This window comes from Actinoplanes sp. NPDC049681 (assembly GCF_044465265.1).
GTDB lineage: Bacteria > Actinomycetota > Actinomycetes > Mycobacteriales > Micromonosporaceae > Actinoplanes.
The window spans coordinates 184634-203691 of sequence record NZ_JBITLP010000008.1; the positions used below are offsets into that span (position 1 = coordinate 184634).

The following is a 19058-nucleotide window of genomic DNA, read 5'->3' on the forward strand; positions in this document are numbered from 1 at the left end:
GGCTCGACGGAGCCGTACCGGACCGCACCGGGTTGCAGGTCCAGTGTGGGTGGGCGTGACACGTCGTGGGGAGCGGATTTGAGACAGCGGATCCGTCCGATCGACCGATGGACGACCGCGAATCCCTGACAGATGTCACGGGGTGGTCGTGACACGTGACGTGCTTGCGGGGTGCGGCCATGGGCGAGGCTGGTGCCATGACAATCACCGTGGAGAGCAAGGCCCCGCCGCGGGGGCCGGCCGTCGAACTGGACGGTGTGGTGAAGCGTTTCGGGTCCGTGACCGCGGTCGACGGGATCAGCCTGCGGATCCGGCCGGGTGAGGTGGTGGCGCTGCTGGGGCCGAACGGGGCCGGCAAGACCAGCACGGTCGACATGCTGCTCGGGTTGTCGACCCCGTCGCAGGGCTCGGTGCGCGTGTACGGGCGGGCGCCGCGCGAGGCGGTGGCCCTGGGTCTGGTGTCGGCGGTGATGCAGACCGGCGGCCTGCTGAAGGACTACACGGTCGAGGAGACGGTTCGCCTGACCGCGGTGCTGTTCGGGCGCCCGGCGGCCGAGGTCGACGCCGCGCTGGAGCGGGCCGGCATCGGCGACATCCGGCGGCGGCTGGTGGGCAAGTGCTCGGGCGGGCAGCAGCAGCGGCTGCGGTTCGCGATGGCGTTGCTGCCCGATCCGGAGCTGCTGATCCTGGACGAGCCGACGACGGGCATGGACGTGGGCGGCCGGCATGAGTTCTGGTCGGCGATCCGCGCCGACGCGCAGGGTGGGCGCACGGTCGTGTTCGCCACCCACTATCTGGAGGAGGCGGACGCGTACGCCGACCGGGTGGTGTTCGTGCGCCGGGGCCGGGTCGTGGCGGACGGCACGGCGGCGCAGGTGAAGGCGATGGCGTCGGGCCGGACGGTGCGGGCGACGCTGCCGGGCGCCGACGAGCCCGCGTTGCGGGCGCTGCCCGGGGTGGATGCGGTGGAGGTGCGCGGCGACACCGTGATCCTGCAGGCGCGCGACGCCGACGCGGTGGCGCGGCATCTGCTGACCGCGACGCCGGCCCGGGATCTGGAGATCACCTCACGCAATCTGGAACAGGCGTTCCTGGCGTTGACCGCCGACGACGCCGAGGATGGAGGACGGCGATGACCGCAGCGGTGCAGCGGACCCTTCCCCGCTTCGGCGGGTTCTCGGCCGGCGTGATCCGGCTGGAGTTGCGGCGGCTGATGCGCAACCGGCGCACGGTGATCTTCACGCTGGTGATGCCGGCGGTGTTCTACCTGTTGTTCGGCTCGAGCCAGAACTACCGCACGGAGCGCGTCGGCGCCGGCAACGTGGCCGGTTTCGTGCTGATCAGCATGGCCGTGTACGGGGCGATGCTGGCGACCACCAGCGGCGGGGCGATGGTGGCGGTGGAGCGGGCCGCGGGCTGGAGCCGGCAGTTGCGGCTGACGCCGTTGCGGCCGGCGGCGTACATCGCGGTGAAGCTGGTGCTGGCGATGATCCTCGGGGCGGTGTCGGTGGCGGTGGCGTTCGCCGTGGGGGCGGTCGCGGGGGCGCAGCTGCCGGCGGCGGCGTGGGTGGAGTGCGGGGTGCTGGCGTGGGCGTGCGCGCTGGTGTTCGCGGCGTTCGGCCTGTTCATGGGCTATCTGCTGCCGAGCGAGAACGTCATGCAGATCCTGGGCCCGGTGCTGGCGGTGCTGTCGTTCGCCGGTGGCCTGTTCGTGCCGGTGGACCAGCTCGGCGACACGTTCGCCACGATCGCCAAGTTCACGCCGGTGTACGGCGTCGGTGAGATCGCGCGCTACCCCCTGGTGCACGATGGGAACTTGTGGCTGGCGGCGCTGAACGTGGTGGTGTGGACGGCGTTGTTCGCCGCGGGCGCGATGTGGCGGTTCCGGCGCGACACGGCCCGGGTCTGACGGGGGCGGCCGTGGAGGGGTCCGAGCGGCGGGGTCCGCGGTTCGCGTGGCTGTTCGCGGCCCTGTGGCTGTTCTATCTGAACGAGAACCTGTCGGCGCTGCTGGCGACTGCGGGCGGCTGGCAGCGCGACGTGGGCCTGGCGGCGCTGGCCGGGTTCGCCGGGCTGTACCTGACCATGGTGTGGTCGTTCAGCACCGGTCGTGACCGCCCGCTGCGGATGTGGGCCGGCCTGCTCGCCCTGCTGGCGCTGACGGCGTTGCAGGTTCCCGGTGCCGGGTTCCACGCGCTGACGTGCCTGGTGTACGTCGGCGCGTCGGCGATGGCGGCCCTGCCGTGGTGGCAGGCGGCGCCGCTCTCGCTCACGCTGGTCGTCACCGCCGAGCTGCTGACCTGGCAGGTGCCGGGCTGGGACGACAACGGGTACGGCCTGGCGGTGCTGCTGGGCTCGGCGGCGACGTGGGGCCTGCGGCTGGCGGGCGAGCGGCAGATACGGCTGCGGGTGGCGCAGGAGAAGCTGGCGGACATGGCGGTGCAGAACGAGCGGGCCCGCATCGCCGCGGACCTGCACGACATCCTGGGGCATTCCCTGACGGTGGTGACGGTGAAGGCGGAGCTGGCGCAGCGCCTGCTGGACGTGGACGTGGACAAGGCCCGGGCGGAGCTGCGGGATCTGGAGGTGCTGGCCCGCGACGCGCTGGCGGACGTACGGGCCACCGCGCTGGGCATGCGGGGGATCTCGCTGCCGGGGGAGATTGCGGCGGCCCGTGCGGCGCTGGCCGCGGCGCACGTGGCGGCGGAGCTGCCGGGGGCGGCCGACGACGTGCCGACCCGCAACCGGGAGCTGTTCGCCTGGACGATCCGGGAGGCGGTGACGAACGTCGTGCGGCACAGTGGCGCCGGCCGGTGCGAGGTGCGCCTCGCGCCGGGCTGCGTGGAGATCGTCGACGACGGTCGCGGCGCCGCGGTGCCGGGACCGGGTGGTCAGGGCCTGGCCGGCCTGCGACGCCGGGCTGAGGCGGTCGGTGCGCGCCTTACGGTGGGCCGCCGCGACGACGGGCCGGGTTTCCGCGTACGGGTGGAGGTGCCGTCATGATCCGGCTGCTGCTGGCCGACGACCAGGCGCTGGTGCGCGGCGCGATGGCGGCGCTGCTGAACATGGAGCCGGATCTGGAGGTCGTCGCGGAGGTGGGCCGCGGGGACGAGGTCGTGGCCGCGGCGCGGGAGCACGGCGCCGACGTGGCGCTGCTGGACGTGCAGATGCCCGGGCTGGACGGGGTGGCGGCGGCCCGGGAGCTGCAGAAGGCGCTGCCGGGCTGCCGGGTGCTGATGGTGACGACCTTCGGCCGGGCCGGCTACCTGCGGCAGGCGATGGCGGCGGGGGCGAGCGGGTTCATCGTCAAGGACACGCCGGCGCGGCAGCTCGCGGACGCGGTCCGGCGGGTGCACCAGGGCCTGCGGGTGGTCGACCCGGGCCTGGCGGCGCAGTCGCTGGCGCACGGGGACTCGCCGCTGACCGAGCGGGAGACGGACGTGCTGCGCGCCGCCCGCGACGGTGGCACGGTCGCGGACATCGCCCGTGAGCTGCGCCTGTCCGAGGGCACCGTGCGTAACCACCTGTCGTCGGCGATCGGCAAGACGGGCGCCCGCACGCGCGCGGAGGCCGTACGCCTGGCCCGTGACCATGGCTGGTTGCTGACCTAGGAGCTGCCTGAGAGGTAACTGTGCGACTTTAGGTTTTCTTCGGGTGCAACCGAGCGGCAACCCACTGTGACCGCCCTCTGCACCCAGCGCAACGAAAAGTTCCCCCTGTCAGCCGGTGAGCCGTCACCGGGCGACGGGAAACGAGGGGGAACACACGATGTCCGCAGCGACCGCGAAGAAGACCGTCAGCCGCGAGCTGGAGAACCTGATCCGCGAGAACATGCCGCTGGTGGGTCACATGGTCCGCGAGATGCTGTTCAAGGTCCCGGCGCACGTGCACCGCGACGACCTGGCCTCCGCCGGGTACGCGGCCCTCGTCACCGCCGCCCAGGCGTTCGACGCCTCCCGGGGCATCCCGTTCGGCCGGTTCGCCGCGGTGCGGGTGCGCGGCGCCCTGCTCGACGAGCTGCGCAGCATGGACTGGGCCAGCCGCTCGGTGCGGGCCCGGGCCCGGCGCGCCGACGTCGCCCGGCAGGAGCTGACCGCCCAGCTGGGCCGTACGCCCACCCCCGCCGAGCTGGCCGAGCTGCTCGGTGTCGGCGTGAGCGAGCTGGCCAGCGTCGACGACGACGTGCAGCGCGCCGCGGTGCTGTCGCTGCAGGGTTTCACCTCCGGCACCGCCGAGGACCTGGTGACCGAGTCCGCACTCAACCCCGAGGAGATGCTGCTGCACCGTGAGCGCATCGGCTACCTGCACGACGCGGTCGCCGTGCTGCCCGAGCGGCTGCGGTTCGTGGTCGAGGCGTCGTTCCTGCAGGAGCGGCCGCTGTCGGAGGTCGCGGCCGAGCTGGGCGTCACCGAGTCGCGGGTGTCGCAGCTGCGTACCGAGGCGCTGGCGCTGCTGCGTGACGGCCTGAGCACCCACATGGAGCAGCAGGAGAACGGCGCCGCCAAGGGCGACGGCTGCGTGGCCCGGCGGCGGGCGGCGTACGCGGCGCAGATCGCCGGCCGCAGCACCATGGCGTCGCGCCTGGCCGTGACCGACGTGCAGGGCGTGAACCGCTCGGTGGCCTACGCCGCCTGAGCTCGTACCACCGAAGGCCGTCACCCGCACCCGGGTGGCGGCCTTCGCCATATTCGGTTGCGGCCCGACCCGGGCGGCGGCAGAGTGACCATCGGACCACCGCCGAGCCCCGAGGAGCAGTCACCTCCGTGTGATACCGACCCGACCCGCCACCCGCCGCTGAAACGCGAGCGGCGCGGGTCGCCGTGTCCCATCGGTATCCGCCCTCGGAGGACTCCTTGCTCAAGGCCGTCTCGCTCAGCGCCGCCCACGACGGCGAACCCCTGTTCACCGGTGTCGACCTGGTGCTCGGCGCCGGCGACCGGATCGGCGTCGTCGGACCCAACGGCGCCGGCAAGACCACCCTGCTGCGGGTGCTCGCCGGTGACCTCGCCCCCGCCACCGGCACGGTGACCCGCGGCCCCGGCACCCGCGTCGGCTACGTGGCGCAGCAGCTCACCGGCGCGGACGGCACCGTCGGCGCGTTCCTGCACGCCGGGCTCGGCGAGCTGGCCGAGGTCACGGCGCGCCTGCACCGCCTCGAGCAGGAGCTGGCCGACGGCGCCGACGTGCTCACCGCGTACGGGGAGACCCAGGAACGCTGGACCACCCTGCAAGGGTGGACCGCCGCGACCCGGCTGGACCGCATCCGCCGGCGCCTCGACATCGCGCATCTCGACGACGAGCGCCCGCTGCGCGAGGTCAGCGGCGGTGAGCAGGCCCGGCTGCTGCTGGCCCGGGCGCTGCTGGACACCCCCGACGTCCTGCTGCTCGACGAGCCCACCAACCACCTCGACGCCGAGGGCGCCGCCTGGCTGGGCGAATGGCTCGCCGGGTTCCCGGGCGGCGTGCTCGCCGTCAGCCACGACCGTGCGTTCCTCGACACCGCCGTCACCCGCATCATCGAGCTCGACGGCATCCACGACACCCCGCAGGACTATCCCGGCGGCGGATACCGCGCCTACCGCGCCGAGAAGACCCGCCGCTGGCAGAAGCTGCTGCTCGACTACGAGGCCCAGGAGAAGGACCGGCGGCGCTGGGAAGCCGACATCGAGCGCACCAAGGCCCAGTCGCTGTTCGTCGAGACCACCGTGCGCTCCGGGGTCGAGGCACCGCACCTGCGGCGCATCGCCCGCAAGGTGGCCAGGAAGGCCAAGGCCCGCGAGCGGCGGCTGCGCCGGCAGATGGAATCCGTACGCTGGATCGCCGAGCCCCGCACCCGCCCGCCGCTGACGTGTGCGTTCCCCGGCGACGACGCCGAGCCCGGCGAGCCCCTGATCGAGGTGCGCGACCTCACCGTGAAGCTCGGCGGGCGCACCGTGCTCGACGGCGTCGATCTCGCCGTGCGCCGCGGTGACCGGATCCTGATCACCGGCCGCAACGGCGCCGGCAAGACCACCCTGCTACGGGCGCTGCAGCAGGAGGCGGCCGTGCCCGTGGCGGTGCTGCCGCAGACCGACGACGGCCTGCGCACCAGGACCACGGTCCTGCACTACTTCCGCTCCCGGGTGCCGGTCTACGCCGAGGACGCCGAACGCCTGCTCGCCGCCCACCAGTTCGGCGCCGACCAGTGGGACGCGAGCCTGCGCAGCCTGTCCGCGGGGGAGCTGCGCCGGCTGCTGCTGGCCGTCATGGTCAACAGCCCGGCGCGGGTGCTGCTGCTCGACGAGCCGACGAACTTCCTCGACTTCGACGCGCTCGACGTCGTCGAGGAGGCGCTGCGGGCGTACCGGGGGACGCTGGTGACCGTGACCCACGACCGGTACTTCGCCGGCGCCGCCGGGCACACCCGCACCTGGCATGTCGCGGACGGTCACGTGCACGTCAGCTGAGATCATGAGGGCATGTCCCTGGTACCGCGTCAGAGCGCCGGCACGGTCGCGGCCGCCGGCGGCGCCGAACAGGTCACCGAGGCGTGGCTGCAGAACCGGCGGTTGTCCGCGCACACCCGCGAGGCGTACCGCCGGGACGTCGGCGCGTGGCTCGGCTGGTGCGCCGGGCGCGACGTCGACCCGCTGCGGGCCTCGTTCCTGGACGTCAACGCGTACGCCCGCGGGCTGGAGGCGCAGGAGCTGGCACCGGCGACGGTGGCCCGCAAGCTGTCCGGCCTCTCCAGCTGGTACGACTTCCTCGTCAAGCTGCGCGCGGTCGACGCCAACCCGGTCGCCGGCGCGGACCGCCCGTACGTGTCCCGCGACCACTCGGCGACCGTGGGCCTGAGCCCCGAGGAGGTCGACGCCGTCCTCGCCGCCGCCGAAGCCGCCACCGGGCCCGCCGCCGTACGCCACCGCGCCGTCATCGCGCTGCTGGCCGATCTCGGCCTGCGGGTCGGCGAGGTGGTCAGCCTCGACGTCGCCGACCTGGGCGTGGAACGCGGGCACCGCAGCGTGCGCTTCGTCGGCAAGGGCGGCCGGGCCCGCCGCCGGGCGTTGACCCCGTACGCGGCCGAGGCCCTGGACACCTACCTGGCCGCGCGGGCCGCCGCCGAGGGCACCACCGCCGACCGGCTCGACGGGCCGCTGCTGGTGACCGCCACCGGCGCCCGGCTGGACCGGCACGCGGTGTTCCGGCTCGTGCGCCGCCTCGCCGCGGAGGCCGGCATCGCCGGGTGGGCGCGGCTGTCCCCGCACTCGCTGCGGCACGCGTTCGCGACCACCGCCCGGGCCGAGGGCGTGCCTCTCGAAGACGTCCAGGACGCCATGGGCCACGCCGACCCGCGAACCACCCGCCGCTACGACCGGGACCGTCACAACCTCGACCGGGATCCGGCGCACACCCTGGCCGCGGCCCGGGTCCGGCGCAGCGGTAGCTGAGCACACCACCTATTCTCGACCGCGGTCCGGTGAGTCGATCACGAGACGGGGTTGGGTTGAACATCTTCGAAGCGGTGCTGCTGGGCGCGGTGGAGGGCTTCACCGAGTTCCTGCCCATCTCCAGCACGGGCCACCTGACCATCCTGGAGAAACTGCTCGGCTACCAGATCGACGCCGAGGACATCACGGCCTTCACCGCGATCATCCAGTCCGGCGCGGTCATCGCCACGGTGATCTTCCTGCGCCACGACCTGATCCGGATCATCACCGCCTGGTTCCGCGGCCTGCTGCGCCGTGACCAGCGGGGCAACGCCGACTACCGGTTCGGCTGGGCGGTCATCCTGGGCTCCGTCCCGATCGGCATCATCGGCCTGCTCTTCCAGGACACCATCGAGACGACCCTGCGCAGCCTCTGGTTCGTCGCCGCCGCGCTGATCCTCTACAGCGGCGTGATGTGGTTCGCCGACCGGGCCGCCACCCAGGTCCGCCACGTGGAGCACGTCAGCTGGAAAGACACCCTGATCATCGGTACGGTGCAATGCCTGGCCCTGATCCCCGGCGTCTCCCGCTCGGGCGCGACGATGACCGCCGGCCTGCTGCGCGACCTCGACCGGGTGACAGTCACGAAGTTGTCCTTCTTCCTGAGCATCCCGGCGCTGCTGGGCGCGACCGTGCTGCAGACCGCCACCGAGTACAGCAACATCTCGGCCGACAACGGCGGCGTCGGCTGGCTGCCCACCATCGTCGCGACCGTGGTGAGCTTCGTGGTGGGCTGGTTCGCCGTGTCGTGGCTGCTGAAGTTCATCGCCCGGCACTCGTACTCGATCTTCATCGGCTACCGGCTCGTGCTCGGCGCGCTGCTGATGGTCCTGCTCGCCACGAACGTCATCGCCCCGAAGTGACCCCGCCGGCCCGGGCCCTCGCGCACGTCCGCGGCCTCGGCGCCGCCGGTGAGCCGCCCGTGCCCGGGGCGCGGATCACCGTCAACTTCCATCCCGACCGGCAGCTGGCCGACGGGCGTACGGTCGCCGAGCACCTGGCCGCCGACGGCGTGTACCGCAGCCAGTTCGAGACCGGCATCTCCAACGGCGGGCTGACCGCGTACCCGGGTGGCGACCGCGACCGCTGGGAGCAGCGGATGTTCGCCGGCGCCTACCCCAGCGGCGTCGCCGCCGGGCGGCCCGTCTACGGCGGCCTGAACCTCGCCGGCCATCCCGACGGCGCGTCGCCCCGCTTCGGCAGCTGCCACCTGCGGCTGCGCCCCGAGGTGCTGCGCCGGGCCACGTTCAGCCACGGCGACAGCGTCACCGAGCCCACCGTGGTCGGCACCGCGGACGCGTTCGGGGCCATCCGGCAGGCGCTGCTCGAGCAGGTCGCCCGTACCGGAACCGCGCTGGGCGTCGCCGCGCCCGGCCCGGCGCCATGGATCGAGGCGCTCGCGGCGCCCCGCGCCGCCGCGGGCCGCGCGATGGACGACTACGTCGAGGCCCAGATCCACGGCGGCATCGACCTGGCCACCGACGTCGAGGCCGTCGTGTGCGACCCCGCTTTCGCCGGTACGCCTACCGCCGGGCACCTGGCCGCTCTCGCGCCGCTGGAGTGGCACCCGGGATTCGTCCTGCCGGCGTCGGCGTTCCCGGACGACCTGCGCGGTCCCGACGCCGCCCGGCTCGCCCGCGCGCTCGGCAGCGACGTGATCGACGCGGCGGTCGTCGGCGCGGCCACCCACCGCACGGCCGACCTCGCCGCGTTCGGCACGAGCGCCGAGGTGCTGCAACTGCTCAAGTACCTGTGGCACATTCTCGTGCTGCGCGGCCACCCCCGGACGTAGGGTTTCATCGACATTCGTTGTCCTTTGCCCGTTGCGGCGATAACGTAGCGCTTGCGATCCAGTACGCCCCGCTACGTCCGAGGAGCGCCGCTGTGGCCGACGTGCTGACCGACCGTCTTCCGCTGTTCCCGTTCCGCAGCCCCGACGATGACCCGTTCACCCCGGTGACCGCCGCCGACCTGCGCCGCCTCGACGGGCCCGTCAGCCGGGTGCGGCTGCCGACCGGGGGCTGGACCTGGCTGGTCACCCGGCACGCCGACGTCAAGCAGATGCTGCGCTCCGACGCGTTCAGCGCCGACATGACCCGGCCCGGTTTCCCGCTGCTGCGCGCCGCGCCTCCGCAGGTCACCCGCAACCGGCAGGGCGGGTTCATCCGCATGGACGGCAGCGAGCACCTGCGGCTGCGCCGGATGCTGACCGCCGAATTCATGATCAGGAACATCCGGCGGATCGAACCGCTGATCGCCGGCGTGGTCGACGATGCGCTCGGCGCCCTGCAGCAGGCCGGACCGCCCGCCGACCTGATCGCGGGGTTCGCGCTGCCGGTGCCGTCCCTGGTGATCTGCCACCTGCTCGGCGTCCCGTACGCCGACCACGCGTTCTTCCAGGAGCGCAGCAGCATCATGCTGGACCAGAGCGCCGACCCGCTGCTGGTCCGTGACGCCGCCGCCGGGCTGCGCACGTACCTGGGGACGCTGATCGAGGCGAAACGCGCGGCCGGGGATCCCGGCGACGACCTGCTGGGCCGGCTGATCAGCGAGCGGGTGCGCACCGGCGAGCTGGAGGTCGGCGAGCTCGTCGGCATGGCGTTGCTGCTGCTCATCGCCGGGCACGAGACCACCGCCAACATGATCGGTCTCAGCGTGCTGTTGCTGCTGCAGCGCCCGCAGGTGTGGCAGCGGCTGCGCGACGGCGACGACGAGACGGTCGACGGGATCGTCGAGGAGCTGCTGCGCTATCTGACGATCGTGCGGACCGGCCTGCCGCGCCTGGCCGTGCGCGACGTCGAGATCGGTGGCCGGCTCATCCGCGCGGGGGAGCCGGCCACCGCGCTGCTGTCGCTGGCCAACCGCGACGACGACGTGTTCGACGACGGCGACGCGTTCGACCCGTACCGGCAGGCGCACCAGCACCTGGCGTTCGGCTTCGGCGTGCACCAGTGCATCGGGCAGCCGCTGGCCCGCGCCGAGCTGCGGATCGCCCTGTCGGCCCTGGCCCGCCGCCTGCCCGGCCTGCGCGTCGCCGCCGACCCCGCCCAGCTGCCGACCCGTGACATGTCGATCGTGTACGGCCTGGCCGAGCTGCCGGTGACCTGGTGAGCGCCCGGGTGCGCGCCGACCGCGACGTGTGCATCGGCGCCGGCAACTGCGTCATGACCCTGCCGCAGGTCTTCGACCAGGACGACGACGGCGTGGTCGTCGTCCTGGATCCGCAGGCCCCGGATCAGCCCGAGGAACTGCTGCGCAGGGCCGCCACGATGTGCCCCTCGGGGGCCATCACCGTCGAGTGACCGGCAGCCGGGCTCACCTGCCGTGCGGGTCGGCGGCGTTGAGGGTCGCGACGACCTGGTCGTAGTCGCCGCGGGCCTCGCCGTAGCGCAGGAACTTGACCCGCTCGACCTGGATCTCCGTGGCGTCGGGCTCGCTGTCGAGCAGGCCCACGACCTCCGCGACGAACTCGTCCAGCGGCATCGCGAAGTCGCTGGACTCCTGGCCGGGCAGCAGCGCCGTACGCACCGACGGCGGCACCAGCTCGACGACGCGCACCGAGGTGTCGGCCAGCTGCAGGCGGATCGACTCGCTGAGCATGTGGATCGCCGCCTTGGACGCGTTGTAGCTGGGCGTGGCCTTCAGCGGTGCGAACGCCAGGCCCGACGAGACGGTGACGATGGTCGCGTCCGGCCGGCTCTGCAGGTGAGCGACGAACGCGGCGATGAGCCGGATCGGGCCCAGCAGGTTGGTGGTGACGATCTCCTCGGCGGAGGCGAGGAACGTCTCGGGCTTGTGCCAGTCCTCGACCCGCATGATGCCGGCCATCGTGACCAGCACGTTGAGCTGCGGGTGCCGCGCCAGGACGCGCTCGGCGGCGGCGGTGACCGAAGCGGCGTCCGCGGTGTCGATCTGCACGGTGTCGATGCCGGGGTGCTCGGCCGCGATGCGGTCCAGCAGCTCGGTACGGCGCCCGCCGACGATGACGGTGTTGCCGCGCGCCTGCAGCGCGAGGGCGAGGGCGAGGCCGATGCCGCTGGTGGCCCCGGGGATGAAGATCGTGTTCCCGGAAATGTTCATGCCCCGAAGTCTGGCGGCGGCGAGCCGGGCCCGGCAGAGAGCGGTTATCGGGGGATCGGCGATCCCTGGTTGCACCGCGGCGCTCGGCGATACTGGAGCGCATGGACCGCGCCGCGCTCGCCGACTTCCTGCGCCGCCGCCGCCAGGGGCTACGCCCCGGTGACGTGGGGCTGCCCGCCGGGGCCCGCCGCCGGGCCCCCGGCCTTCGGCGCGAGGAGGTGGCGGCGCTGGCCGCGATGTCGGCCGACTACTACACGCGGCTGGAGCAGCAGCGCGGGCCGCAGCCCAGCGAGCAGATGCTGGCCTCGCTGGCGATCGCCCTGAGACTCAGCAGCGGCGAACGCGACTACCTGTTCCAGGTCGCCGGGCGCAACGCCCCCTCGCCGGTGTCGACCGCCGCGCACGTGGCGCCCGCGCTGCTGCGGGTCCTCGACCGGCTGGACGACACCCCGGCGCTCATCCTGTCCAACCTCGGCGAGACGCTGGTGCAGAATCGGATGGCGGTGGCCCTGTTCGGCGACCGCTCCGGCGACACCGGCCTGGACCGCAGCGAGATCTACCGCTGGTTCACCCGGCCCGGGGAGCGGCTGCGCTATCCGGAGCAGGACCGGGAACGCCAGAGCCGCGCCCAGGTGGCGAACCTGCGGGCCGCGTACGGCTCGATGGGGCCGAAGTCGCGCGCCGGCGAGCTGGTGCGGGCGTTGCAGAAGGCCAGCGCGGAGTTCACCGCCCTGTGGGAACGCCACGAGGTCGCCCAGCGCTTCGCCGACCACAAGGTGCTGCTGCACCCGGAGCTCGGCGCCGTCGAGGTCGACTGCCAGGTGCTGTTCACCGAGGACCAGGCGCAGGCGCTGCTGGTGCTGACCGCCCCGCCCGGCAGCGAGGGCTACGAGAAGCTTCAGCTGCTCGCCGTCATCGGCCAGCAGAACTTCGCGCAGGCGTAGCGGGACTTTCGGGCAACGCGTCGCGGACCCTGCGCAGCGCGCCGGACCTGCACGAACGGTGCCGCGGCGACCCGGGGTCCGGTGTGACGTTCATTTCGTCGTTGCGCCTGGTTCGCGGCAACCGTCTACCTTGCCTGCGTCGCCCGCTTTTCTGCCCGAAGGCGACGCCTGTCCGCACCCTTCGCGAAAGGACCCCATGAAGTTCCGCATCATCGCCGCCGCCCTCGCCGGTGCCGTGGCCGCCCTGCCGGCCGCTCCCGCCGCCCACGCCGCCGCGCCCCGGACGTTCGCGACCGAGGTCTCCGGCACCTGTGACACCACCACCGGCGAATGGGTCGTCGACTGGGCCATCACCAACCAGTCGGACACCGCCGCGCTGCTCATCCTGATGGAGTCCACGCCGGCCGAGTCCGCCCTGACCTCGCTGCCGTGGCCGCAGGGCGGCGCCACCGAGCACGCCGTCCAGCGCATCCCGGGCGCCAGTGCCGGCGCCCACCTCACGTACATCGCCGTCTGGACCGATTTCCCGGGCGGCAGCTTCCGCAGCAGCACCGACTTCACGGCCCCGTCGGTGTGCGAACGGGCCTGACCACGGGGGTGCCGGCGGGACGACCCCGCCGGCACCCGCGGGACCACGACGCTCAGCCCGGACGGCGCAGAACGGCCTCGACCAGCGCCAAGGCCGCCTCCGGTGTCAGTCCGAGGGACTTTGTCTCGTCCGCGTACCGTTGAGCGGCTTTCCGGGCCGCGACCGGGGTCCCGGCCGCCGCGGAGGTGATCAGCGTGCCCGCCCGGCCGTGGGTCTCCACCAGGCCGGCCTGCTCCAGCTCCCGGTAGGCCCGCGCCACCGTGTTCGCCGCCAGACCCAGCTCGGCGGCGAGCTGCCGCACCGGCGGCAGCCGGGTGCCCGCCGCCAGCTCACCGTCCGCGGCCAGCGCCGCGATCCGCAGCCGCACCTGCTCGTACGGAGGCACCGCGGAGCTGGGGTCGATCACGATGTCCACGCTCTTCCTTTCACAGCAGTCGCGGCGGGGTGTTGCCGGCGGCCTCGATGGCCCGGCGCAGCGGCACCATCGCCAGCAGGATGCCACCGGCCACGAAGAACACCACCAGCGACACGATCCCGATCCGGTAGCTGTTGGTCAGCTGGAACACCAGCCCGAACGCGAGCGGGCCGAGCCAGCTGGTGCCCTTGTCGCTGATCTCGTAGAAGCCGTAGTACTCGCCCTCGCGGCCCTGCGGGATCAGCTGGCTGAACAGCGAACGGCTCAGCGCCTGGCTGCCACCCATGACCACGCCGATGCCGACGCCCAGCAGCATGAACGGCACCGGCTCGCCCTCCGGCAGCCAGAACGCGGCGAGGATGACCAGCAGCCACAGCGCCAGGGCGAGCAGCACCGTGCGCCGCGCACCGATGCGGGTGGCGAGCGCGCCGAGCAGCAGCGCCCCGCCGAAGGCCAGGAACTGCACGATGAGGATCGTGACGATCAGCGTGGACTGGCCGAGGTGCAGCTCCTCGGTGCCGAACTGGCTCGCCAGGGCGATCACGGTCTGGATGCCGTCGTTGTAGACCAGGAAGGCACCCAGGAAGAACAGGGTCAACGGGTACGCCCGCAGGCTGCGCAGCGTCTGCCCCAGCTGCCGGAACCCGTCGGTGAGCACGCTGCCGCGCCGCGCGGCCACCTCGGCGCCCGGGTGCTCGCGCAGCCACCGCAGCGGCAGCAGGGTGAACGCCGCCCACCACACCCCGGCCGACACGATGCACCAGCGGGCCAGGTCCAGGGTCCGGTGGTCGTCGCCCTCGACGCTGAGCACGGTCACCGCGACCAGGTTGAGCAGCAGCAGGACGCCGCCGCCGAGGTAGCCGAGCGCCCACCCGCGGCTCGACACCGTGTCCCGCTCGTCCGGCCCGGCCAGCCGCGGCAGGAACGAGTTGTACACGACCACCGACGCGCCGAACGCCACGTTGGCGACGATGAACAGCACCCCGCCCAGCAGATACCGCTGCCCGGTCACGAACGCCATCGCGATCGTCGCCCCGGCGCCGATGAACGCGGCCGCGGCCAGCAGCGGCTTCTTGCGCTCGGCCCGGTCGGCGATCGCCCCCATCACCGGCAGCACGAAGACCGTCAGCAGCACCGACAGCGACACCAGATAGGGGAAGTACGAGCCGGCGGCGACGCTGATCCCCAGCGGATGGACCCGCCCGCGGCACTCGTCGGCGCCCAGCGCGCAGCCGGCGGCCTGCTCGGTGACCGAGGTCAGGAACGGGCCCAGGAACACCGTGATGACGGTGGTGGAGAACGCCGAGTTGGCCCAGTCGTAGAAGTACCAGCCGGTGCGTTCACGCCGGGTGCTGTCCGGCGCGGTGGAGACGGTCATGGGCGCAGATGATGTCACCTCGTCAGCCGTTTGCACTCCACCATCGGGCCAGCGCGCCGGTCGCCGGATCCTCCGAGTCGGCCAGCGCCGCCCACGGGTCCGCGCCGGGCGGCAGCTCCTCGGCGGCGTACGCGGCGAGCTCGTGCGGGTCGACCGGCCCGGCACCGGCGTGCACGGCCGCCGGGTCGACCAGGCCCAGGCTGCCGGTGTCGATCCACGGGAACCCGTCGACCGGCTCCGGCAGCGGACCGACGTCGACGACCGGCGGGAACAGGCTCACCGCCTCGTCGCCGGGCTCGGCCGCGTCCGGGTCGGCGCCCACCGGGCCCAGAGCGTGCCCGTCGGTGACGTCGACGACCTCGTGGCCGGTGACGTCGTCGTGGCCGGTGCCCGGCTCGGCGTGGTCGTCGTGCCAGCCGGCGTCGTGATCGTCCGCGTGGCCGGCGAGATCGTCGTCGTGCGCGCCGAAGTCGTGGTCGTGCGCGCCGAAGTCGTGGTCGGTGTAGAGGTCGTCGTGGAACGGGTCGGCCGCCGGCGTCACGTCGTCGTGCGCGGGGCCGGTGTCGTCGTGGTGCCCCGGGTCGTCGTGGTGGCCGGGGTCGTGGAAGTCCGGCCAGCCGTACTCGTCGCTCATGCGTTCTCCTGACCGAGGGTTGACGGCGCGGGTGCCAGGGCCCGCGCCCGGGTGAGGACCTCGTCCACGTTCTTCAGCTGTGCCCGTACCTGCTGCAGCTCGGCGGCGGCCCGGGCTCGGCGGCGGGAGCGACCGGCGGCGTCCTCGGCCGCGGCCGCGTCGATCTCGGCGATGTGCGCGTCCAGCTCGCGCAAGCGCCGCTCGACCGCGTCGTCGACGGCGACGCCCAGCGCGTACTGCAGGTCGGTGAACCGGTACGAGATCTCGTCCTGCAGCGCCGCCCGGGCCTCGGACAGCACGTCGCGCAGCCAGGTGCGGGCCTGCTGCCGGTCGGTCTGCACCCGCCTGCGGTAGAGCACGTACCCGCCGGCGGCCAGGCCCAGTCCCAGCCCCGCCACGGGGATCAGCAGACCCCCGGCGACCGCGCCGCCCACGCCCAGCGCCGACGCGCCGAAGATGGCCCCGCGGCCGGCCATGAACGCGATGCCGCCCGCGGACAGCGCGATCAGCAGGTTGTCGCCGGAGCCGTCGCGCGGCGAGCCGGCCGCCAGGGCGTGACGCAGCGTGGCGTTGAGCCGGTCCAGCACCCCGGCCAGTTCCTCGTCGTCGAAGACCTGCGCCAGGACCCGCTCGCCGACCTGGCGGAAGGTGGCGCGCAGGTCCTCCGACAGCCGTACGGCCACCGCCTGCAGCTCCGCGTCCACCTGATCGGGCAGGCCGGCCAGCCCGTCGCCGCGCAACCGGTCGATGCGGGCGGTGACGTCGGCCTGCAACTCGGCGATCCGGGTCCGCAGCAGGCCGACCACCTCGACGCGGGCCCGCTGCGTCTCCGTGGTCAGCAGCAGCGCCCACTGCCGCGACTCGGTGCGCTTACGGGCGGCCAGGGCGCTGCGCTCGGCGCGGACCCGGGCGGTCTCGGCAGGGTCGGCCTCCGCGGCCTGCACCCGCGCCTCGGCGGCCTGCTCGAGGCGGGCCAGTTCCGCTCGGGCGGCCCGCAGCACGTTGGCCAGCTGCAGCTGATGCCCGTGCCCGGCCAGCTCCACCAGGGCGTGCTGCAGCTCGGCGATATGCGACGCCTCCACCAGCGCCGCCTGCTCCTGCGCCGGTACGCCCAGGGCCAGCTCCGCCAGCCGCGCCGACACCGGGAACCACGGCGCGTCGGCGAAACGCGGGGCCCGTACGCGCAGCAGCGCCCGGTTGTCCTCGGCGATGCGCCGCCACCCGGGGAAGGCGTCCACCTTGGTCAGCGCGAACACCACCGTGTCGACGCGCTCGCTGGCAGCGACCAGGAACTCGAGCTCCGGCTGCGACAGCGGTGCCGACGCGTCGGCGACGAACAGCAACGCGGTGGCCCGCTCGACGGCGTCCAGCGCGACCGTGGTGTGGGCCGGGTCGAGGCCGCCGACGCCCGGGGTGTCCAGCAGGCTCACGTACTGCAGCAGCGGCGCTGGATGGGTGATCTCGATGCGCCGCGGCGCGCGCCCGCCGGCCCGGCCGGTCGCCCACGCGCCGAGCTCGCCCGCGTCCAGCTCCACCGGCTCACCCAGACCCGGCACGTACGCGAGCGCGCCCGGCGTGGGGCCGGGGGAGAAGTGCAGGTACGCGGCGGTGGCCACCGCGGCGTCGACCGGCGACAACCCGGGCACGCCCAGCAGCGCGTTGATCAGCGAACTCTTGCCGCGCTTGGTCTCGCCGACCAGCACCACCGACGGGCGGGTGAGCCGGCGGCGGCGTAGGTCGGCCAGCTCGGCGCCCGCGTCGGGATCGGCGGCGCGGACCGCCGCCAGCGCGTCGCGGACGGTCACGTCGAGGCTCTGCGCGAGCTCGCGGGTGGCACTCATCGGCCGGCCTCCTGACCCGTACGGCGGGTGGCTTCCTCACGGATCGCCTGGGCCAGCAGGTGGAAGCCGCGGTGGGCGACCTGCGCCACCCGCGACTGGGCCGGCCCGGCGCCCGCGACCGCGTACACCCGCCACCGGTTCGCGGCCTCGACCGCGGCGGCGGCCAGCTCGTCGGCGCCGGCCTGCGGGCGGCGCAGCACCCACCGGGCGTCGTCGGAGGTCGCCAGCCGGGTCAGCTCCTGCTCCCACGCCACCGGCAGCTCCACCTTCCCGGTCGCGACGCGCTGCGCCACCTCCAGCAGGCGCAATCGGTGGTACGCGGGCTCGCGCAGCAGCCGCTCGGTCGCGTCGCGCAGCGTCTCGCGGTCGCGGCGGTCCCCGGTGTGCCCGGCGAGGCGTTCCAGCCGCGACAACGCCCACCCGGCCTTGATGGCGTCGGCGCGCCAGCGCAGCGTCTGCTCGAGGGTGTGCCGCAGCCGGGGGAAGCCCGAGGCCGCGACCAGCCGCCGCACCAGCTCCCCGGTGCCCAGCTGCGGCTCGGCCGCGACCTGGGCCAGGGCGAAACCCACGCCGTACAGGTCCAGCAGGCCCAGCAGCCGCTCCCGGCGCTCGGCGCTGACCGGGGCCGGCCGGCTGCGGAACAGGTCGACGGAGGCGAGCAGCACCTGCAACTGCCCGGCCGGCAGCGCGGCGAGCTCCTTGAGGGCGGCGCAGTCGGCCGCGGTGAGCCGCCCGGCCTCCCCGGTCTCGGCGAGCAACCCCACGACCGGCACGACCTCGGAAACGGTACGGGCGAGCAGCGCGGCCTGCTGCTCCGCGAGCGGAGCGGCGACCGGCCACGGGTCGGCGGCACCACCCACCAGGGTGTCGACCTTGCCGAACACGCCCAGCGCGTTGATGGGGCTGCTGGCCAGGCGCGCCGACGCCGCCCGGAAGGCCTCCAGCGCCTGCACGTCGTCGGCGCGCACGGCCTGGGTGAACACGTAGACGACCGCCTCGGCGGCGGCGACCTCGGAGGCGGAGTCGGCGTCGATGCCGGCGTCGAACGGCGCGGTCGTCTCGCTCAACTCCGCGGCGGCCCGCGCGGACAGCCGCGTGTCGGTCGACGCCAGCCCCGGGGTGTCGACCACCGTCAGGTCGCGCAGCTTCTCGCTGGTCAGGGTGACGTCCACGTACGCGACCCGGCCGGCGGGCACCCCCAGGCGCTGCGGGATCATCCCGTCGTCGCCCAGCGGCATGCTCGAGCGGGTACCGTCGCGGCGCACCACGTCGACGCGGTCGGCGGGCCCGTACCGGAACCGGGTGACCACCCGGGTGCACTCACCGACCGCCGTGGGCGCCACCCGCCGCCCGATCAACGCGTTGACGAGTGTCGACTTTCCGGCTTTCAGCCGCCCCGCGATAGCCACGCGTAACGGCTCGGCGAGCCGCTCGCGGACGTGTTGCACCTGGCCAGCGACGTCCGGGCCGACCCGGGCGATAATCTCGTCGCACAGGGTAGCTACCCGTGCGGACAGCGGCCCGACGGTCATGACTCGTCAGCCGAGCACACATTCGGCGAGAATGTGCTGACCGCGGCCGTCAACGCAGACAAAGGTGGCTGCCCTTCCCCTTCACGGGCAGGGCGGAATCGCCTGCCGCAGCACAGACTACGGACCCGGGGCCGAGTGAGGATCCCGTGTTCGTGCCAACGGACGCTGCCGGGGGGCGC

General features: G+C 73.7%; 19 protein-coding genes. 13 read left to right on the forward strand and 6 right to left on the reverse strand.

Translation table 11 applies throughout. The features are described 5' to 3' along the window. Window positions 1-197: 197 nt before the first annotated feature. The 11 genes from ACIBO8_RS28450 to ACIBO8_RS28500 all read left to right on the forward strand — a co-directional run bounded on the left by ACIBO8_RS28450 (window position 198) and on the right by ACIBO8_RS28500 (window position 10768). A complete protein-coding gene (locus ACIBO8_RS28450; RefSeq protein ID WP_396118404.1) occupies window positions 198-1136 on the forward strand; it encodes an ABC transporter ATP-binding protein in 939 nt (312 codons plus the stop codon). After that, the gene (locus ACIBO8_RS28455) at window positions 1133-1909 is read left to right on the forward strand and encodes an ABC transporter permease (protein WP_396118405.1); all 777 of its coding nucleotides are present in this window, start codon (window positions 1133-1135) and stop codon (window positions 1907-1909) included. The genes ACIBO8_RS28450 and ACIBO8_RS28455 overlap by 4 nt, the downstream gene beginning before the upstream one ends. Window positions 1910-1920: 11 nt before the next feature. Further along, complete coding sequence (locus ACIBO8_RS28460) at window positions 1921-3003, forward strand: sensor histidine kinase (protein ID WP_396118406.1); 1083 nt, start codon at window positions 1921-1923, stop codon at window positions 3001-3003. After that, the gene (locus ACIBO8_RS28465) at window positions 3000-3611 is read left to right on the forward strand and encodes a response regulator (RefSeq protein WP_396118407.1); all 612 of its coding nucleotides are present in this window, start codon (window positions 3000-3002) and stop codon (window positions 3609-3611) included. The genes ACIBO8_RS28460 and ACIBO8_RS28465 overlap by 4 nt, the downstream gene beginning before the upstream one ends. Window positions 3612-3768: 157 nt before the next feature. Further along, on the forward strand, window positions 3769-4635 hold the full coding sequence (locus ACIBO8_RS28470) for a sigma-70 family RNA polymerase sigma factor (RefSeq protein ID WP_396118408.1): 867 nt from the start codon (window positions 3769-3771) through the stop codon (window positions 4633-4635). A 218-nt stretch (window positions 4636-4853) separates the two neighbouring features. Next, window positions 4854-6446: an ABC-F family ATP-binding cassette domain-containing protein gene (locus ACIBO8_RS28475; protein WP_396118409.1), complete on the forward strand. Its 1593-nt coding sequence runs from the start codon at window positions 4854-4856 to the stop codon at window positions 6444-6446. Between the two features lie 12 nt (window positions 6447-6458). Next, complete coding sequence (locus ACIBO8_RS28480; RefSeq protein ID WP_396118410.1) at window positions 6459-7427, forward strand: tyrosine-type recombinase/integrase; 969 nt, start codon at window positions 6459-6461, stop codon at window positions 7425-7427. 56 nt (window positions 7428-7483) lie between these two features. Beyond that, entirely contained in the window at window positions 7484-8329 is an 846-nt protein-coding gene (locus ACIBO8_RS28485) for an undecaprenyl-diphosphate phosphatase (RefSeq protein ID WP_396118411.1), read from the forward strand. Beyond that, the gene (locus ACIBO8_RS28490; protein WP_396118412.1) at window positions 8326-9258 is read left to right on the forward strand and encodes a DUF3626 domain-containing protein; all 933 of its coding nucleotides are present in this window, start codon (window positions 8326-8328) and stop codon (window positions 9256-9258) included. The genes ACIBO8_RS28485 and ACIBO8_RS28490 overlap by 4 nt, the downstream gene beginning before the upstream one ends. A gap of 92 nt (window positions 9259-9350) precedes the next feature. Next, window positions 9351-10577 carry a cytochrome P450 gene (locus tag ACIBO8_RS28495; protein ID WP_396118413.1) on the forward strand — a complete coding sequence of 409 codons (1227 nt, stop codon included), beginning with the start codon at window positions 9351-9353 and terminating at the stop codon, window positions 10575-10577. Further along, on the forward strand, window positions 10574-10768 hold the full coding sequence (locus ACIBO8_RS28500; protein WP_396118414.1) for a ferredoxin: 195 nt from the start codon (window positions 10574-10576) through the stop codon (window positions 10766-10768). The genes ACIBO8_RS28495 and ACIBO8_RS28500 overlap by 4 nt, the downstream gene beginning before the upstream one ends. Before the next feature lie 13 nt (window positions 10769-10781). Here the strand turns inward: ACIBO8_RS28500 and ACIBO8_RS28505 are convergent, their stop codons facing one another. Further along, window positions 10782-11546, reverse strand: a complete 765-nt coding sequence (locus ACIBO8_RS28505; RefSeq protein WP_396118415.1) for an SDR family oxidoreductase — start codon at window positions 11544-11546, stop codon at window positions 10782-10784. Between the two features lie 101 nt (window positions 11547-11647). Here ACIBO8_RS28505 and ACIBO8_RS28510 point away from each other — a divergent pair, with 101 nt between their 5' ends. Continuing rightward, window positions 11648-12490 (forward strand): helix-turn-helix transcriptional regulator, encoded by an 843-nt coding sequence (locus ACIBO8_RS28510; protein WP_396118416.1) that lies wholly within the window; start codon window positions 11648-11650, stop codon window positions 12488-12490. 196 nt (window positions 12491-12686) lie between these two features. Next, the gene (locus ACIBO8_RS28515) at window positions 12687-13079 is read left to right on the forward strand and encodes a hypothetical protein (RefSeq protein ID WP_396118417.1); all 393 of its coding nucleotides are present in this window, start codon (window positions 12687-12689) and stop codon (window positions 13077-13079) included. A gap of 52 nt (window positions 13080-13131) precedes the next feature. Here ACIBO8_RS28515 and ACIBO8_RS28520 read toward each other — a convergent pair whose 3' ends face one another. From ACIBO8_RS28520 to ACIBO8_RS28540, 5 genes are read right to left on the reverse strand one after another with little or no spacing between them, the layout of a single operon-like run. Then, entirely contained in the window at window positions 13132-13494 is a 363-nt protein-coding gene (locus tag ACIBO8_RS28520; protein ID WP_396118418.1) for a GntR family transcriptional regulator, read from the reverse strand. A 10-nt stretch (window positions 13495-13504) separates the two neighbouring features. Beyond that, entirely contained in the window at window positions 13505-14872 is a 1368-nt protein-coding gene (locus ACIBO8_RS28525; protein WP_396118419.1) for an MFS transporter, read from the reverse strand. A 22-nt stretch (window positions 14873-14894) separates the two neighbouring features. Next, window positions 14895-15506 (reverse strand): hypothetical protein, encoded by a 612-nt coding sequence (locus ACIBO8_RS28530; RefSeq protein ID WP_396118420.1) that lies wholly within the window; start codon window positions 15504-15506, stop codon window positions 14895-14897. Beyond that, window positions 15503-17347 (reverse strand): dynamin family protein, encoded by a 1845-nt coding sequence (locus ACIBO8_RS28535; protein WP_396118422.1) that lies wholly within the window; start codon window positions 17345-17347, stop codon window positions 15503-15505. The genes ACIBO8_RS28530 and ACIBO8_RS28535 overlap by 4 nt, the downstream gene beginning before the upstream one ends. Continuing rightward, a complete protein-coding gene (locus ACIBO8_RS28540; protein ID WP_396118423.1) occupies window positions 17344-18879 on the reverse strand; it encodes a dynamin family protein in 1536 nt (511 codons plus the stop codon). The genes ACIBO8_RS28535 and ACIBO8_RS28540 overlap by 4 nt, the downstream gene beginning before the upstream one ends. Between the last annotated feature and the right edge of the window lie 179 nt (window positions 18880-19058).

Bases quoted from the DNA above. Each gene is read 5' to 3' on its own strand.
- ACIBO8_RS28450 (WP_396118404.1), top strand. From the start codon at position 198: ATGACAATCACCGTGGAGAGCAAGGCCCCGCCGCGGGGGCCGGCCGTC.
- ACIBO8_RS28455 (WP_396118405.1), top strand. From the start codon at position 1,133: ATGACCGCAGCGGTGCAGCGGACCCTTCCCCGCTTCGGCGGGTTCTCG.
- ACIBO8_RS28465 (WP_396118407.1), top strand. From the start codon at position 3,000: ATGATCCGGCTGCTGCTGGCCGACGACCAGGCGCTGGTGCGCGGCGCG.
- ACIBO8_RS28470 (WP_396118408.1), top strand. From the start codon at position 3,769: ATGTCCGCAGCGACCGCGAAGAAGACCGTCAGCCGCGAGCTGGAGAAC.
- ACIBO8_RS28480 (WP_396118410.1), top strand. From the start codon at position 6,459: ATGTCCCTGGTACCGCGTCAGAGCGCCGGCACGGTCGCGGCCGCCGGC.
- ACIBO8_RS28505 (WP_396118415.1), bottom strand. From the start codon at position 11,546: ATGAACATTTCCGGGAACACGATCTTCATCCCCGGGGCCACCAGCGGC.
- ACIBO8_RS28510 (WP_396118416.1), top strand. From the start codon at position 11,648: ATGGACCGCGCCGCGCTCGCCGACTTCCTGCGCCGCCGCCGCCAGGGG.
- ACIBO8_RS28515 (WP_396118417.1), top strand. From the start codon at position 12,687: ATGAAGTTCCGCATCATCGCCGCCGCCCTCGCCGGTGCCGTGGCCGCC.
- ACIBO8_RS28525 (WP_396118419.1), bottom strand. From the start codon at position 14,872: ATGACCGTCTCCACCGCGCCGGACAGCACCCGGCGTGAACGCACCGGC.
- ACIBO8_RS28530 (WP_396118420.1), bottom strand. From the start codon at position 15,506: ATGAGCGACGAGTACGGCTGGCCGGACTTCCACGACCCCGGCCACCAC.
- ACIBO8_RS28535 (WP_396118422.1), bottom strand. From the start codon at position 17,347: ATGAGTGCCACCCGCGAGCTCGCGCAGAGCCTCGACGTGACCGTCCGC.
- ACIBO8_RS28540 (WP_396118423.1), bottom strand. From the start codon at position 18,879: ATGACCGTCGGGCCGCTGTCCGCACGGGTAGCTACCCTGTGCGACGAG.